A 14851-nucleotide genomic window follows, 5' to 3' on the forward strand; every position below is an offset into this window, starting at 1 on the left:
AATCGCAAATCGCAACCCCAGAATCGAAAAGGCAACCGTGTCGAACTAAACCCGATTTACGATTTAAGATTTCCGATTTACACTATCCAATGTGCCCTTCTCCTTACCTCACAAGCACCATCTTCCGCGTGGCGGTGCGCAGGCCCTGGGGCGTCTGCGCTTCGAGGGTATAGAGGTAGAGGCCGCTTGGCAGGCGCCGGCCGCTTTCGTCGGTGCCGTCCCACGTGATGCCGTGGATGCCGGCGGACTGGGAGGCGTCGACGAGGGTGCGGACTTCACGGCCGAGCACGTCGTACACCCGCAGCGCCGCCGAACCCGGGGCCGGTAGCTGGTACGAGATCGTCGTCTCGCTAGCCGTGGGGTTCGGGAAGGCCGCGTCGAGCGCGAACACGTAGCTCGGGCCGGCCGCAGGCTCCTCGATGGCCACCGGATTCGCATCCAGCACCTTCACCTTGTTCTGCCAGAAGGCCTGCGCCGCGTCGGCGTTGGCGCGGACCTCGGCGTCGGTCGAGCCGACCACCAGCGCGAAGGCAAAATCGGACAGCACGCCCGGCTGGAGGTTGAACGGGCCGGCGGACATCAGCGTCGAGACGTCCGTCGCATCGAGCGTGGTCGTCTGCACGCCGCCGCTGATGAAGTTCCACTTCTCCTGATCGGTAAAGTCGTCGTACAGCTCATCCGGGTTGTTCACGGCGCGGAAGGAGAAGCCGGACTGCGTGTTGAGCGCTTTCGTCCCGATGTACGTGCCGTCGCCGCTGGGGACGGTTTGCCAGATGCCCAGCCGGCGCGCCGCGTCGAAGCGCACGTAATCGGCGCTCGGGTCCTCGATCGAATCCCAGTCGAAAAACAGGCCCAGGTAATAATTCGATATGGGCTCCGTCGTGGTGTTTTCCACCGTGTAACGGAGGATGACGAAGTCATTCGTCGCGTCGGTGGTGTCGGCGTAGCTCGTCTGGTAGATACGCACGTTGAGCGGGTTGCCGGCGTTGGCATCCATCAGCCGCAGATACCCCTGCTCGGCCGCGACCTCCCCGTCGAAGATGCCGAACTCGGAGCCTTCCTCGCGGACGAAGTCGTCGGAGATGTCCGCCCCGATGCCGCGCACATTGTCGGATACCCGCGTCGGACCCGTCCCGGAGATGATGCCGCCCTCGAACAGCCAGTCGATATCCAGGTACCGGATGCCCTCGCCGAACGAATCGCCCTGGAATTCCTCGTAGCCGAGATTGCCCTCCTCGGTGAGCGTCACCTGCATCACCCCGGTATCGTGCACGGTGTTGTTGACGGTGATCTGAAACCCGTCGATATCCGTGTAGGGGCCGCTCGAAAAGCGGATGTTCAGCGGCGCGCGGAGGTTGAGCGGCAGGCCGTTGCCAAGCGATATCGTAAATTCGGCCTCTTTCACCTCGCCCGGGGCGAGCGTGGCGATCGTCGCCTGCGGATTCACGATCGTGATGTTGGCGTCGGTGGTCGAGAGCGTCAGATTCAGGTTGCTGACCGGCTCGAGGTAGTTGGTCACAAACACCCGGACGGTGGCCGTCTCGCCGCTTTCCACGCGACTGCTGCCCCCGCTGTCGCGGATCTCGGACCGCACGATACGCACCGACGGCGTCGTCTCGGTGACGGCGCGCAGCGCGTTGATGCGGCCCTTGCCGATGTGGCCCTGGAGCCGGACCGCCGTGTTGGACGCGCTGATGTCGTCCGCCGTGGCGCGAATCTGCTCGCGGAGCTGGTCCACTGTCCAGTCGGGGTGCAAGGTCTTTACCATGGCCGCGAGGCCGGCCACCAGCGGCGAGGAAAACGAGGTGCCCTGGGCCTGGCTGTAGGTGCCGCCCGTATTCGTCACGTCGATGCTGGTGCCGGGGGCGTAGGTATCGACCGTCATGCCGTAGTTCGAGAAGCTGGCGATGCCGTCCGAGCTTTTGAACGTGGCGCCGACGGACAGGACGTGCCGGCACGACGCCGGCGAACTCGGCGTCTCGTCGATGTTCACCCCCTCGTTGCCGGCGGAACTGACCACCAGCACGTTGTTGTCGTACGCAAAATCGATGATGTCCTGCTCGAAAAACAGGCAACTGCCCTGCCCGCCCAGGCTCACGTTGATGATGTCGGCGCCCTTCTCGACGGCGTAGAGGTAGCCGCGCAGGACATCGACGGACGAGACGAGGAAATCGGTCGTCGCGTTGGCCGTATTCAGCGCCATGAAATGGGCGTTCCAGCTCATGCCGGCGATGCCGTCGGTGTTGTTCGTAACCGCCGTCGCCGCACCGGAGACCCACGTGCCGTGCGTCCCGTTGACGGTCAGGTTCGGACCGCTGCCCGGGTCGGCCGAGTCGGACGAGAAATTCCAGCCGTTGATGTCGTCGATGAAGCCATTCTCATCGTCGTCGATGCCGTTCGCGTCGATCTCGTCCGGATTGGTCCAGACGTTGGCGCGCAGATCGGCGTGTTTCCAGTCCGTTCGGGCGTCCACAATCGCGAGCAGCACGTTGCCCTGTTCGCCTTTTACCACGTCCCAGGCCTCGGGCACGTTCATGCGTGTCAGGTGCGTCTGCTGGGAAAAGAGCCGGTCGTTGGGCGCGGCGGACATCAGAAATCCGCCTTCTTCCTGCAAAAACGACGGGGGCGCGACATCTACCCGAAGCATCCGGATCGGCCGGGCGTCGACGACTTCCGGAAGTGTCCGGAACGCCGCCGCGACGGCCGCGGGGTCGTGCATGGCGTCGAACTGCACGCGAAAGGTCTGCAGAAGCCGCTCGGTGCCCTTGATCTGGCCGCGTTTGGATGCCCGGAGCCGCTGCGCCTCGGGGAACGCCGGCTCGACGGCGTACACCCCGTAGGCCGCCCCGCGCGCCTCGAGCCGGGCGCTCTGCGTTTTGCCGGCGCCCTGCGCGAACTTTACCAGCACGACGCCCGGTTCGTACTGCTCCGCCGTCGACCGCTGCCGTTTGGCGCGATCGTCGTCCCCGGTGCCCGCCGTTACCGGACCGGCTGCAGAAAACAGGAGGAGCAGGGTCAGAACCGTGGCAAAGCCGGCTCTGGACCGGTTGGCGTCTGTGATCATGATGGCTGGTCGAAACGTGGTGAAAAGCGCGGGTGCGGTCGGGTGGCTCTCAAGATAGGGTGTCGTCACGCAACTCCCTACAGGCGGGCGCCCTAGGTATGTACTCGCAAAGCAACAATAGTACCTAACGAAGGCCTGTCGCGGTGGAGGTCCGTGGCCTTCCCTCCGCCCGCGCATCCGGCGCGTGCGCAGGCGCCATTTTCACAGGCCGGCGGCCTTCGCCTCGTCCCAATAGCGGTCCAGCGTCTCCAGATCCATGCCGGCCATGGTCTTTCCTTCGGCATCGAGTTTCTGTTCGATATACTGGACACGCCGGGCAAATTTGGCGTTGGTTCGGCGCAGGGCGTTTTCGGGCTGGAAGCCCGCGAGGCGGGCGTAGTTGACCAGCGCGAAAAGCAGGTCGCCCAGTTCGCCCTCCTGCTCGTCCGCCGGCAGGTCGCCCTCGACGGTCTTTTTGAATTCGCCCAGTTCCTCCTCCACCTTCACCCAGGCCGCCTCGGCGGTCGCGAAGTCGAACCCGACGGCCGCGGCCTTCTCCTGCATGCGGTAGGCGCGGAGCAGTCCGGGCAGTTCGGCGGGCACGCCGGCGAGCACGCCGCGTTTGTTGCGGCCCTCGGTCAGCTTGATGCGCTCCCAGTTCGCGAGCACCTCCTCCACCCCGGACACCGCCGTGTCGCCAAAGACGTGCGGGTGCCGGCGGACGAGCTTGGCCGACTCGGTTTCGATCACATCGGCCAGCGCAAACTCCTGCTCCCCTTCCGCGATGGCGCTGTGAAACACCACGTGGAGCAGCACGTCACCCAGTTCCTTCTTCAGCTCCTCCCAGTTTTGGTTGTCGATGGCTTCCACTACCTCGTAGGTCTCTTCGATGAAGAGGTGTTTGACGGAGGTGTGCGTTTGCTCGCGGTCCCACGGGCAATCCCGGCGGAGCTGGCGCACGATGGCCACGAAATCGGCGAAGGCGTCGAGCACGGCCGGCTCCGTGGCAAATACCGGGTCGTAAATCTTTTCGGACATCAGCGGTTGGGTGGTTTGCGGTGCGTGGGGAGTTGGAGGGGGATGCTGGATGCAAGATGCAGGATGCAGGATTCGGTCGTTTGTATCGGTGACGCTCTGTGCTCGTCCTGCTTGCCTATCAAGCTTCCATAATCCAGGATCCAGGATCTGGGATCCCGGATCTCTTCAGGCAACGACACGTGCATTTTTTCACGAGCCGATGACATGACGTTGTCAGCCGATCACCGTAATTTACCCGCCGAGGTTATGTTTCGACCTCGAACATCGTCTATAGAGGAAACAGGCAACCCGATCGATGGCTGTTTCATCCTCCGGGCGGATTCGTGCGACGCCGAAAGGCGCCTTATCAGGACGGCTGCGCGCCCAGACACCCACCGGGCCGCGAGCGGACTCATGCAACGCCACCGGGGATCATGTTCTTAACTCAATCAATGGAGGTTTTCTATGGCACGAGGGATCAACAAGGTTATCCTCATCGGCAACCTGGGGCAGGACCCCGAACTTCGGTACACGGGCAGCGGCACGGCCGTCTGCAACATGCGGCTCGCCACCAACGAGTCCTATAAGGATGCCGAAGGCAATATGGTCGACAAGACCGAGTGGCATACCGTGGTGGCCTGGAGCCGGCTCGCCGAAATCTGCGGCGAATACCTGAAAAAAGGCTCCCAGGTTTATTTCGAGGGCTCGCTCCAGACGCGCTCGTACGACGATAAGGACGGCAACACCAAGTTCGTCACCGAGGTCAAGGCGCGCGAGATGATGATCCTCAGCGGCAAGGGCGAAACCAACGGCTTCTCCGGAGGCCCTCCCAGCGGCGGCGGGGGCGGTGGCTACCGCAGCAACGCCGGCGCCGGCGCGGCGCGCCCGAGCGGCGGGGGCGGCGGCGGCGCGGATTCGTTCGATCCGGATGACGACCTGCCCTTCTGATCGTCGGCATACATCGCATCGTGGGGATCTGTCGGACCCAAGTCCGGCGGATCCCCTTTTTTGTTTACGGCACAGACCTACACCCGCCCGTCAGCCGTTCACCGGCCGCGGTCCTCGATCAGCAACAACAACTCGGAACTCGCCGCCCACTCGTGCTGGAGCGATCCGACCGACCCGAAAAAGCCGTAGCCGTTGTGCACGTTCGTGTACGCCGTGGGCAGCGCGAGCGCTTCGGGGTCGGCGTCCACCGGGATCACCCAGTTCGGGTCCAGCGCCTGCACGCGCACACCCATCGCGCAGAAAAACACGTTCCCGACCTCGAGCCGGTCGGAGAGGCGATCGATGTCGTCGCTGATATTGACCGTGAAACGCCATCCATCCCCGGTGCTCTGCCCCACGCGGCCATACCGCAACGGTGTCGTCACCCCACGATCCAGCGTACAGTCGCGCCCCCCCACATCGTAGCTGACCGTAATGTCCCACGGGGAGATCTGACCCGGAAACACGATGTCCTGCAGGATGGTCGTGCTGTCGTCGACCACGCGGAGGTCGGTGGGAACCGGCACCACGTTCGAGAGGAGCGGAACGGTGGTTTCGGCCCAGGCCGTGGCGCCGTCGGAGCGGAGCACCTCGAGTCGGTAGGTATGGCCGGCCTCGACATAAAACTCGGCCCTGAAAATATGGGCGAACAGCCCGTCGCTGAGCTGCTCGAGGGCATGCGTCCACTCGATCGTGGTATCCTCCTCCGCCGTCATATCCCGCGAGAACACCTTCGCATCCAGATCGGCCTGCGGATTGAGTGGACTCGTGATACGCTCGGGAAACCGCGTAACGGGGATTACCCGGATCTCATGCGGAACGCGAATCTGCCTGTTTTTGCCCTCGTCCAGATACCCGTAAACGGTGTAGTAGCGCTGTTCGTTATCGAAGGGGTCGACAAACGAATCCTCGCACCCCATCTGCAGGGCGATCGCCACCGCCGCGATGAGAGCGGTCAGGGTTCGGGTGATGATGGATCGTGCGTCGGTCACGGGCATACCGGAAGCGTGCCGGTCCGTTCAGGCGGATGGTTTGTTGGAGCGGTCCCGGAAGATACGGCGGCGGAAGCCACCATCCCCGAGCATCCACTGCAACCAGGATGCACGCCAGCGGCGCGGAACAACCACTCCGCCGGCGCCGGCGATGAGGCCGGCGAGCTTGCGTTTTTTACCATACAGATCGTCGCGCCAGAGCGTACCCGCAAACCGGGACAGCGGCATCCGCTCGGCGTCGTCGGCCAGCAGCGTACGCCAGCGCCGATGCTCCACGGCGTTGACGTGCGCCCGGGTCGACAGGCGCGCGCCGCCGGCGTCGTTCGCGTCGAGCCACGCGTTGACCGCGCGCTCGATCCGGGCGAGCCCGTCCAGATGCCGGGCGGACACGTCCGCCGAAAACGCGAGCGAGCCGGTGAGGTTACGGCCATGCAGCCGGTACAGCGACAGCACATCGGGCACCGAGGCGACTTCGGCCAGCAGCGGAGCGAGCGTCAGGATGAAGCCGTCGGCCACGCTGCGAAGGTCGGCCTCGGGCAGGGGAAACAGCGCATCGGCGAGGTCGCGCCGGAGCGACAGGCCGCTCGCCGGCGCGCTGCGCCATCGGCCGCCGCGCCGCAGCACGTCGTCCGCGATCCACCCGTTGCTCGCCGGCCCGGACGGATCGATGCGCCGCACCAGCCGCCCCGCGGCGTCGACGACATCCATTCCGTGGAGCAGCAATCCGGCTGCCGGCCGGCTGCCGGCCAGTTCCACCACGCGCTCCACCTTTCGGGGATAAAACGCGTCGTCGGCATCCAGTAGACACAGCATGTCGCCGGACGATTCCCGAAACGCGGCGTTCAGCGCCGAGGCGACGCCGCCGTTGGGTTTCGTGATGAGCCGCACCCGCGGATCGCGCGCGGCATATCGCCCCGCGACCGCCACCGACCCGTCCGTCGAACCGTCGTCGCACACGATGACTTCGATGCGCCCATACGTCTGCCCCAGCGCGCTGTCGAGCGCGCCGGCCAGATACTGCTCGTAATTGTAATTGGCCACAAGGATCGACACCAGTGGCTCATCCGGCAACGACGAAACGGAAACGGGACGCGGCATGCGGGATTGCAAAGGATCGGGGATGCACTCCGCCTCGTATGCGATGACGGGCCGCACGTTCCGGCAGGCGGATCGCTGCGCCGATCCGGCCCGTTCGGCGACCCGCATCCGACACGTCGTCGTACGCCTCAGCGCACCAGGTCCATCCCTTCCCGGATGGACGCCGCGATGCCCTGGAAGTGCCAGCGGGCATACCGGCCGATCATGTGCACGCCGGCCTCGGCGAGCGCCTTCAACGCCGCCGCGCGCCAGGTCGACCCGGGCCATTGCCAGGTGTAGGCCACCTCGATCCAGGTGGCGTCCGCGACGTCGACCTCGCCGATAAATCCCCAGCCGGTCAGTTCGTCGACGACGGATTTCGTATAGGCGGCCACGGCGTCGGCGTCGGGCCGTGCTCCGGGCAGAAAGGCGCGTTCGACATAGAGGCTGGCATGGGTGCCGGCGGCGCGCACGGACGCCGGCAGGAAGTGCGCATCCACCCGGTCGTAGAACCCCACCCGATGAAAGCCGGAGCGGCTGCGCGGAATATAGACCCAGTGGTCGTCGGGCATGCGCGGGCCGCGCCGCGCCCCCAGGTTGAGCACGAGCACCGAGGTGTACGGATCCGCCGGCATCCCGAGATCGAGGCCGGCCATCGCGACCATTTGATCGAGCGGCACCGTAGCCCACACCTGCTCGAACCGGCGCTCCGCGCCGCCGGCGAACCGTAGCGTTCGGGTCCGCAGGTCCACCCCCGCCAGCCGCTCGCCAAACCGCACGTCGCACGCCGCCGCCATGCCGCCGGCCAGCCGGTCGAGGCCGTCGACCGGGTAGACGAACTCGGCATTATAGCCCGAGGCCGGCGCCTGGCCGGCCGCTCCGAGCCGGACGAGATCACGCTCGATCGGCGTCTTGTAGTTGTCCTGCGGCGCGATGCGGGTCCACAACCCGGCCGTATAGGCTTCCTGAAACGGCGAAAAAAAGACCCGATTGAGCGTCGGGCCGAACCGCTGCACCCACTCGGCCATCGTCGCCGGCTCGCGGTCCTCCGCCGGTGCGTCGAGCTCGCTCAGCGCCGCGCGGGCCATCGCGTCGGGCAGCGCGTTCAGATGGTATTGCAGGGGATACGGTGCAAAAACCCCGGCTTCGGGCAGGAAAACGGACGAACGCCTGCCGTACCGGCGCAGCGGCGCAAAACGTTCGATGAGTCCCAGCACCGCCGGATCGCCGCCAAAGATCCAGTGCCCGCCGCCGTATTCGAACCGGTACGCTTCGCCGTCGGCCGGCGGATGCGGCCGCCGCACGGAGTCGCCCGGCGCGAGGTAATACGAGGCGCAGATGCCACCCGGCGACGAAGCCGCCTCGAAGACCGGGTAGCCCGTCCGGATGCCGGCCGAGAGCCCGGTCATGCCGGCGCCGATGATGTAACGATCCGCCCTCATGAGGCCTCGGATGGAGATGAAAACCAGTCGGACACGTCGACGCCCGTGCAGCGGGTCAGCCGTGCCGCGTCCTCGCGATAGCCGTCGAGCAGCGCGGCGCGCGTGGCCGGCGCCATCGGGGGACGGACGAGCAGCGCGTCGTCCATCGCGGCGCCGAGCTTGCCGCGCATCCCGGCCGGCACGATCGCCCGCGCCACCCGGCGCAGCGGCGGGCTCGCGAGCAGCCGGTACAGGCCGCGCATCCGCGGGACGCCGGACCGGTTCGGCCGGCGGGAGAGATCCGGCGAAAAGCCGGCGTCGAGGCCGAGAAACGCCGCCACCGCGGAGACCGCACGTCCCGGATCCCGGCAAAAATCCTCGTACCGGATCAGCTTGATCCGATCCGGATCGAACCGATCCACATACCGCGCCAGCTGTTCCCCGTACAGCCCCATGGCCCGGTAATGCCAGAGGTGCTCCCAGCCGGCGGCGATGCGTTCCGCTTCCCGCGCCAGCCCCTCCTCGAACGTCGAGGCCGGCTCGCGCCCGTCGCGCACCAGGTGCAGATAACTCGCATAGGCACGCTCGGCCGGATTGCGGAGCAGAACCACCAGCCGCGCCTCGGGCAGCCGCTCCGCGATACGGGCGGCGGCATCCGGATGGTACAGGTAGAGCGGAGAGCACTCGCCGGCCCGCTGACCGGGCTTCGCGCCGGCGAACAGCTTCAGATACGCCTCCCAGCGCGTCACGGCGCGCCGGTTCACCGCCGCGTCGTCGCCGGGACCCGAAAACGACGGGGTGGTCCCTTCGAGCGCGAAGAAGTTCGTTTCCCTCAGCGGCGACGCGAAGAGGCCCGGGTGCTGGCTGAGATAGAGGTACAGCGCCGTCGTGCCGGCCTTGGCGGCGCCGAGGATCAGAAAATCGGGCAGGCGGGGCGTCGACGTGTCGGATGCCATCGTGGAAACGCGGCACAGATGTGGTGAAGGATACGGCCTCCGGCGTACATGCGAACGCCGGCTTCGTTCCGGATCCGGGCCGTTTCCAGAGGGACCCGCCGGCGGAACGAAAAAAGGTAGATCGCGGTCTAGGTGCTGTCTGAAAAGTCTTTCAGACAGCAACGTATCCTGAACGTGATTCAGGATACAACGCTGTTTCGGAGGTTTTTTGGATGCTCCGGGACGACCCGAACGGTTTTTTCGGACACGGCCCAGTCACTGTCTGACAACTCCCAGGCGCTGCCTGACACGACGCGTTCCCTTTCCCATACCGCGCTTCCCTGCCCGATTCACGCGCTGACCTGTGCACTTCATGGCGACCGGCCTCCTGCAAGCCCTTGCTCGTTTATTGCTGATCTTCCATTCACCCGGCCGCCGCATGCGCGGCAGGTACGCGCTGGCCGTATCGATCGCCCTGCTCGCTTTCGGGGCCATGCCGGCCCGCGGGCAGTTCGACCCCGGATGGATGAACCCCGGGCAGCCCTACGTCAAGCTCGGCGTCGTTGAGGACGGCATCTACCGGTTTTCGCTCGCCGACCTCGCCGGCGCCGGCGTCGCCACGGGCGGCATCGACACGGCCACGCTGACGCTCCTCGAAAACGGACGCGTCGTCCCCCTCCACGAAGAGGGCGGCGTCTTCTATTTTGCCGGCCGACGCAACCGCGGCGACGACGAGGCCTGGGCGTACGACGACGAAGCCGACACCCGCCGGAGCAGCAGCTTCCATAGCCTCTACTCGGACACCACGCAGTACTGGCTCACCTGGGGCGGCGGACCGGGCAGGCGTTATGCGTCGATTCCGCCGGACCGCTACGCCGGCGGTCCGGAAAACCCCGCGACACTCCGCGACACCCTGCATCTCGAACAGGATCTGGTGTATTATTACGGCGACTCCGACGACGCCGCACAGCCGGCCTATACGCGCGGCGAAGGCTACTACTGGCATACGCTCGCCCACACGGGCACCGAAACGGTTTCGCAGGCCTATTCCCTCTCGCTGGACGGCATGACCGCCGGCACGGACTCCGTCGTCGTCACGGTGCGCCTCAGCGGCAGTTCCCTCCCGCGGCACCGGGTGACCCTTACGCTGCGGACGAACGGCAACCCCGTGGGGTGCGCCACCTGCGAGGACGAGATCGACTGGAACGGCTACGCCTTCCAGACCCTCCGCGTGGCCGCCCCGCAGTCGGCGCTCGCCGGCGCGGTCAGCGTCCTTGTTTCGTCGCACAACGAGTTCAACAGCGTCCCGAACCGGGTGCTGGTCGACTGGGTCCGGGCCGCCTACACCCGCGCCCGCTCGGCGCGGCAAACGACATGGGTCTCGGCCGCGTCCGGGAGGTCGAATACCACGCTCGCGGCCGACGGCGCGGGGGCGCTGCTCGTGCTCCAGCCGGCCGGCGGCCACGCGTTTTCCCTGGCCGCATCCGGCGGCAGCTTCGCCTTCGCCGATTCGATCGACGCCCCCACGCGCTACTGGCTCGCGGCCGACGGCGCGGCCGCCGTGCCGGCTGCCATCGAGCCGGCCTCGCCTCCCGACTGGGCCGATCCGGCCAACGCCGCCGATTATATCCTGATCACGACGCCCTCGCTGGCCGCTTCCGCCGAGGCGCTCGCCGCCTACCGCCAGACGCAGGACGGGTTTACGACGCGGGTCATCCTCCAGGCGGACCTCTTCGACCAGTTCGATTACGGCCGGCCGACGCCCATCGCGATCCGGCGCTTTCTCCAGGCCACCAGGGCCTGGGCGACGCCGCCGCGCTTCGTCGTCTTCTGGGGTGACGCCCTGCGGCCCGAGGATGGCCGCGCCCGCCGGCCCCTGCAGCCCTGGGAGGTCATCCCGTTCGGCTACTCGCCGTCCGACGGCTGGTTCGCCATGACCGGCGAAGGGCGTTCCGAGACGCTGGCCGTGGGCCGGCTCCCGATCCGTGACAACGCGACCGGCGCCTTCTTCGTCCAGAAGCTGGCGCGGTACGAGTCCGCGCCGGCGGGCATCTGGCAGAAACGCCTCATGCTGCTCGTCGGCGGGCAGAACGAATCCGAGCAGAACCTCCTCCAGAACCGCGCGCTGCGCTGGGGCGACATCGCCGCCGGCAACCCCACCGCCATGGACACGCTGCGGTTTTTCAAAAACGCGTCCACCCCGCTCGACCCGTCGTTTCAGGACTCGCTGAGCCTCGCGTTCAAGAGCGGCGCCGCCTGGCTGAGCTACTTCGGGCACTCGGCGGCGGATACGTGGGAAATCGTAACCGACGACCCCGAGACGTTCGACAACGCCGACCGGCTGCCGATCGTGCTCTCGATGGGATGCAACACCGGCAACTTCGCCGGCGGACGCTTCGAAGTGACCGACCGCCTCGTCTTCGGCGAACGCATCGTGCTCTCGTCGATGAACGGCGCCATCGCCCACTGGGGCTCGTCCAGCGCCTCCACCATCTCCCTGCCGGCGCTGCTGACGAACCATGTCCACGAGGCCGTTTTTCAGGATACCGTCCGGGTGCTCGGCACTGCCCTTCAGGAGGCAAAACGCCGGTTCGACGTCGGCTCGCCCGGCACGAACGCCGTCCTCGACGTGCTGCTGCAATACGGCCTCATCGGCGACCCGGCGACGCACATCCGCATCGCCAGCCAGCCCGATTTCGTCGTCACGCCCGACGCCATCAGCATCGACCCGATCAGCCCGGTGCCGGCGGACTCGGCGCTCGACGTCACCGTCAATGTCTTCAACATCGGCCTCGTGCCGGCCGACTCCGTCGACCTGCTGCTGTCCCAGATCCGGCCGGACGGCGCGCAGGTGGATGTGCGCCGGCGCGTCCCTCCCATCGCCCTCCACGACGTGCTCGACTTCCGCATCCCCATCGACACCGCCTCCGTCGGGACGCACCGTTTTTCCGTCACCGCCGACCCCGACAACCGGTACCTGGAGGACGACGAAGCCAACAACCGCGCGGAGAAAACCCACACCGTCTTTTCCACGGGGTTGACGCTGCTCGATCCCTTCGCCTACGGCGTGGTGCGCGAACGGCAGCCCCGGCTGCGGGTGGCGCTCTCGCGCACCGGCCGCGAGGAGCAGACGATCCGCATCGAACTCGACACCTCGCCCCTGTTCGACTCGCCGGCCCTGCAATCCACCTCCGTCGCCACGACCGGGATCGTCGCCGACTGGACGCCGGCCACCCCGCTCGACGACGGCGGGACCTACTACTGGCGCGCCTCGCTGGCCTCCGACGCGACGGCGGCCTGGCGGATGGCCGCCTTCACGGTCGATACGGCGGCGCCCGGATACGCCTGGAGCCAGGCCGGCGCGCTCTTCGCCGACGCCGAGACCGACCCCTTCCTGGTCTGGGACACCGACGCCGGCGCCTGGTCGATCAGCGCGTTCGACGTGTCCGTCAGCGCATCCTCGGAGCGCGGCAACGGGATCGAGAAAGGGCAATACGTGGTCAACGGCGAGCGCTACGAGGCCGTCACCCTCGGGTTCGGGATGCTGGTGCTCGACGGCGCCACCGGCGCCCTCAAATACCATAACTCGTTCCCCACCTACCGGATGAGCCAGGAGCTGGAGGACCGGTTCGACACCGATTCCACGCGCGCGGTGCAGCGGCTCGGCGCCGCCATCGCCGATCTGGACGCCGGCGACTATGTCTTCTTCCGCACCCGCCACCTCGGCAACCTCAGCGGCCCCACCCTCCAGCCCGAGGTGAAGGCGCTGTTCGCCGCGCTGGGGAGCGCCGCGATCGACACGCTGAGCTACAACGACCTGTGGATCGCGTTCGCCCGCGCCGGCTTCCCGGAGGAGACCGTCGAATGGGTCGAACCCGCCGGCGCCGGCTTCGCCAACGAAATCGTGGAGGACACGACGCTGACGTTCCTGCAGCCCGAAGGCGTGGCGATATCCCCGCGCATCGGGCCGGCCTCCCGCTGGGAAACACTCGAAATCGACGCCGACGTGCTCGACCCGTCGGGCAGTGTCCGCGTGGACGTGCTCGCCGAGGACGAGACCGTGCTCGTCGCCGACGTGCCGGCCGGGGCGCCCTACGCCCTCGGCGCGGTCGACGCGCGGACGCATCCCTACCTCCGCCTCCGCGCCACCCTGGCCGACTCGACGCGCCGCGCGACGCCGCAGCTCACGCAGTGGCGCCTCTTCCATACCCCCGCCCCGGAACTGGCCGTCGCGCCATCCGGACCGGTCCTCTCCGCCGACACCCTCGCGCAGGCCGAACAGTTGACGGTCACGGTGCCGGTCGTCAACCTCGGTCCGGTGCCGACCTCCCGGGCGTGGATTACCTACACCCTGACGGACAACGCCAACCGCGAGACGGTCGCCGGCGTCGACACCCTGCGCGTCCTCGAGCCGGACCAGCCCCTGATCGCGCAGTTCGCGCTGGAAACCGAGCGGCTATCGGGCGTGAACCGGCTGGCGATACGCCTCGAACAGGACTTCACGGAGCCGATCCTGCTCAACAACCTCCTGAACGCCACCTTCGTCGTCCGCGGCGACAACGCCCCGCCCACGTTCGAGGTGCTCGTGGACGATGAGGCGCTGCCCAACGACCCCGAGCCGGTGCGCAACCTCCAGGACCCCGCGCTCCCCTTCGTTTCCAGCCAGCCGACGATCCAGGTCACCCTGCGCGACGAAAACCCGTTCCAGCCGCTCGACGACACCAGCTACGTCCGGCTCCAGTTCGACGGCCGGACCGTGCCTTTCTCGAGCCCCAACGTCGACTTCCAGCCGGCCACCGCCGAGGCCGGCGAGGCCCGCGTCTTCTTCACGCCCGACCTCTCCGCGGCCGACACCACGCACACCCTCGTCGTTCGGGTGTTCGATGCCTCGGGCAATGAGGCGGAAGACAGTCCCTACCAGGTGCACTTCCGCGTCCAGGCCGCCGTCGAGGTCGAAAGCCTCTACCCCTACCCCAATCCCATGAACACGGCCACCACGTTCGCCTTCCGCCTCCGCGGCGCGGACGCCGCGCTTGCCGAGCAGTTCAGGATCCGGATCTATACCTTGACGGGCCGGCTCATCCAGGAATTCGACCTCATCGACGACCCGTCCGGCCTCGAGGACGGCGCCCTCCGCATCGGCTGGAACAAGCTCCACTGGGATGGCCGGGATGCCGACGGCGACCTGATCGCGACGGGCGTCTACCTGTACAAGGTCTTCGCCCGGGCCGAAGGCCGCGCCCTTGAGGTCAACAACAAAACCGGCATCGAAAAACTGGTGGTGATCCGGTAGGGGTTTAAGGTTTAAGGTTCATGGTTCAATGTGGCTCGCGGCACCCAGGTGGTGACGACAGGCCGCAGCTCATTTTTTGAATGTGC

8 protein-coding genes are annotated in these 14851 nt (G+C 66.9%); 2 read left to right on the forward strand and 6 right to left on the reverse strand.

What is annotated here, in order from left to right:
* Positions 1-103: 103 nt before the first annotated feature.
* Together R2834_19960 and mazG are read right to left on the reverse strand one after the other, a co-directional pair.
* Positions 104-3064, reverse strand: a complete 2961-nt coding sequence (locus tag R2834_19960) for a S8 family serine peptidase (GenBank protein MEZ4702619.1) — start codon at positions 3062-3064, stop codon at positions 104-106.
* Between the two features lie 201 nt (positions 3065-3265).
* Complete coding sequence (gene mazG, locus R2834_19965; GenBank protein ID MEZ4702620.1) at positions 3266-4081, reverse strand: nucleoside triphosphate pyrophosphohydrolase; 816 nt, start codon at positions 4079-4081, stop codon at positions 3266-3268.
* A 444-nt stretch (positions 4082-4525) separates the two neighbouring features.
* On the opposite strand from mazG, the gene R2834_19970 reads away from it, so the two are divergent.
* On the forward strand, positions 4526-5008 hold the full coding sequence (locus R2834_19970; protein ID MEZ4702621.1) for a single-stranded DNA-binding protein: 483 nt from the start codon (positions 4526-4528) through the stop codon (positions 5006-5008).
* Between the two features lie 98 nt (positions 5009-5106).
* On the opposite strand, the gene R2834_19975 is transcribed toward R2834_19970, so the two are convergent.
* The 4 genes from R2834_19975 to R2834_19990 all read right to left on the reverse strand — a co-directional run bounded on the left by R2834_19975 (position 5107) and on the right by R2834_19990 (position 9493).
* Positions 5107-6039 carry a hypothetical protein gene (locus R2834_19975; protein MEZ4702622.1) on the reverse strand — a complete coding sequence of 311 codons (933 nt, stop codon included), beginning with the start codon at positions 6037-6039 and terminating at the stop codon, positions 5107-5109.
* A gap of 27 nt (positions 6040-6066) precedes the next feature.
* On the reverse strand, positions 6067-7137 hold the full coding sequence (locus R2834_19980) for a glycosyltransferase (GenBank protein MEZ4702623.1): 1071 nt from the start codon (positions 7135-7137) through the stop codon (positions 6067-6069).
* Positions 7138-7265: 128 nt separating this feature from the next.
* Entirely contained in the window at positions 7266-8558 is a 1293-nt protein-coding gene (locus R2834_19985) for a hypothetical protein (GenBank protein MEZ4702624.1), read from the reverse strand.
* Positions 8555-9493 (reverse strand): sulfotransferase, encoded by a 939-nt coding sequence (locus R2834_19990; protein MEZ4702625.1) that lies wholly within the window; start codon positions 9491-9493, stop codon positions 8555-8557. Before R2834_19990 ends, R2834_19985 begins: the two co-directional genes overlap by 4 nt.
* A 418-nt stretch (positions 9494-9911) precedes the next feature.
* On the opposite strand from R2834_19990, the gene R2834_19995 reads away from it, so the two are divergent.
* Positions 9912-14765 (forward strand): C25 family cysteine peptidase, encoded by a 4854-nt coding sequence (locus R2834_19995; GenBank protein MEZ4702626.1) that lies wholly within the window; start codon positions 9912-9914, stop codon positions 14763-14765.
* Positions 14766-14851 lie beyond the last annotated feature (86 nt).

The sequence above is a fragment of the Rhodothermales bacterium genome (genome assembly GCA_041391505.1).
Taxonomy (GTDB): domain Bacteria; phylum Bacteroidota; class Rhodothermia; order Rhodothermales; family JAHQVL01; genus JAWKNW01.

Excerpts from the sequence above, each read along its gene's own strand:
- R2834_19960 (MEZ4702619.1), bottom strand. The coding sequence starts at position 3,064 with ATGATCACAGACGCCAACCGGTCCAGAGCCGGCTTTGCCACGGTTCTG.
- mazG (MEZ4702620.1), bottom strand. The coding sequence starts at position 4,081 with ATGTCCGAAAAGATTTACGACCCGGTATTTGCCACGGAGCCGGCCGTG.
- R2834_19970 (MEZ4702621.1), top strand. The coding sequence starts at position 4,526 with ATGGCACGAGGGATCAACAAGGTTATCCTCATCGGCAACCTGGGGCAG.
- R2834_19980 (MEZ4702623.1), bottom strand. The coding sequence starts at position 7,137 with ATGCCGCGTCCCGTTTCCGTTTCGTCGTTGCCGGATGAGCCACTGGTG.
- R2834_19985 (MEZ4702624.1), bottom strand. The coding sequence starts at position 8,558 with ATGAGGGCGGATCGTTACATCATCGGCGCCGGCATGACCGGGCTCTCG.
- R2834_19990 (MEZ4702625.1), bottom strand. The coding sequence starts at position 9,493 with ATGGCATCCGACACGTCGACGCCCCGCCTGCCCGATTTTCTGATCCTC.
- R2834_19995 (MEZ4702626.1), top strand. The coding sequence starts at position 9,912 with ATGCGCGGCAGGTACGCGCTGGCCGTATCGATCGCCCTGCTCGCTTTC.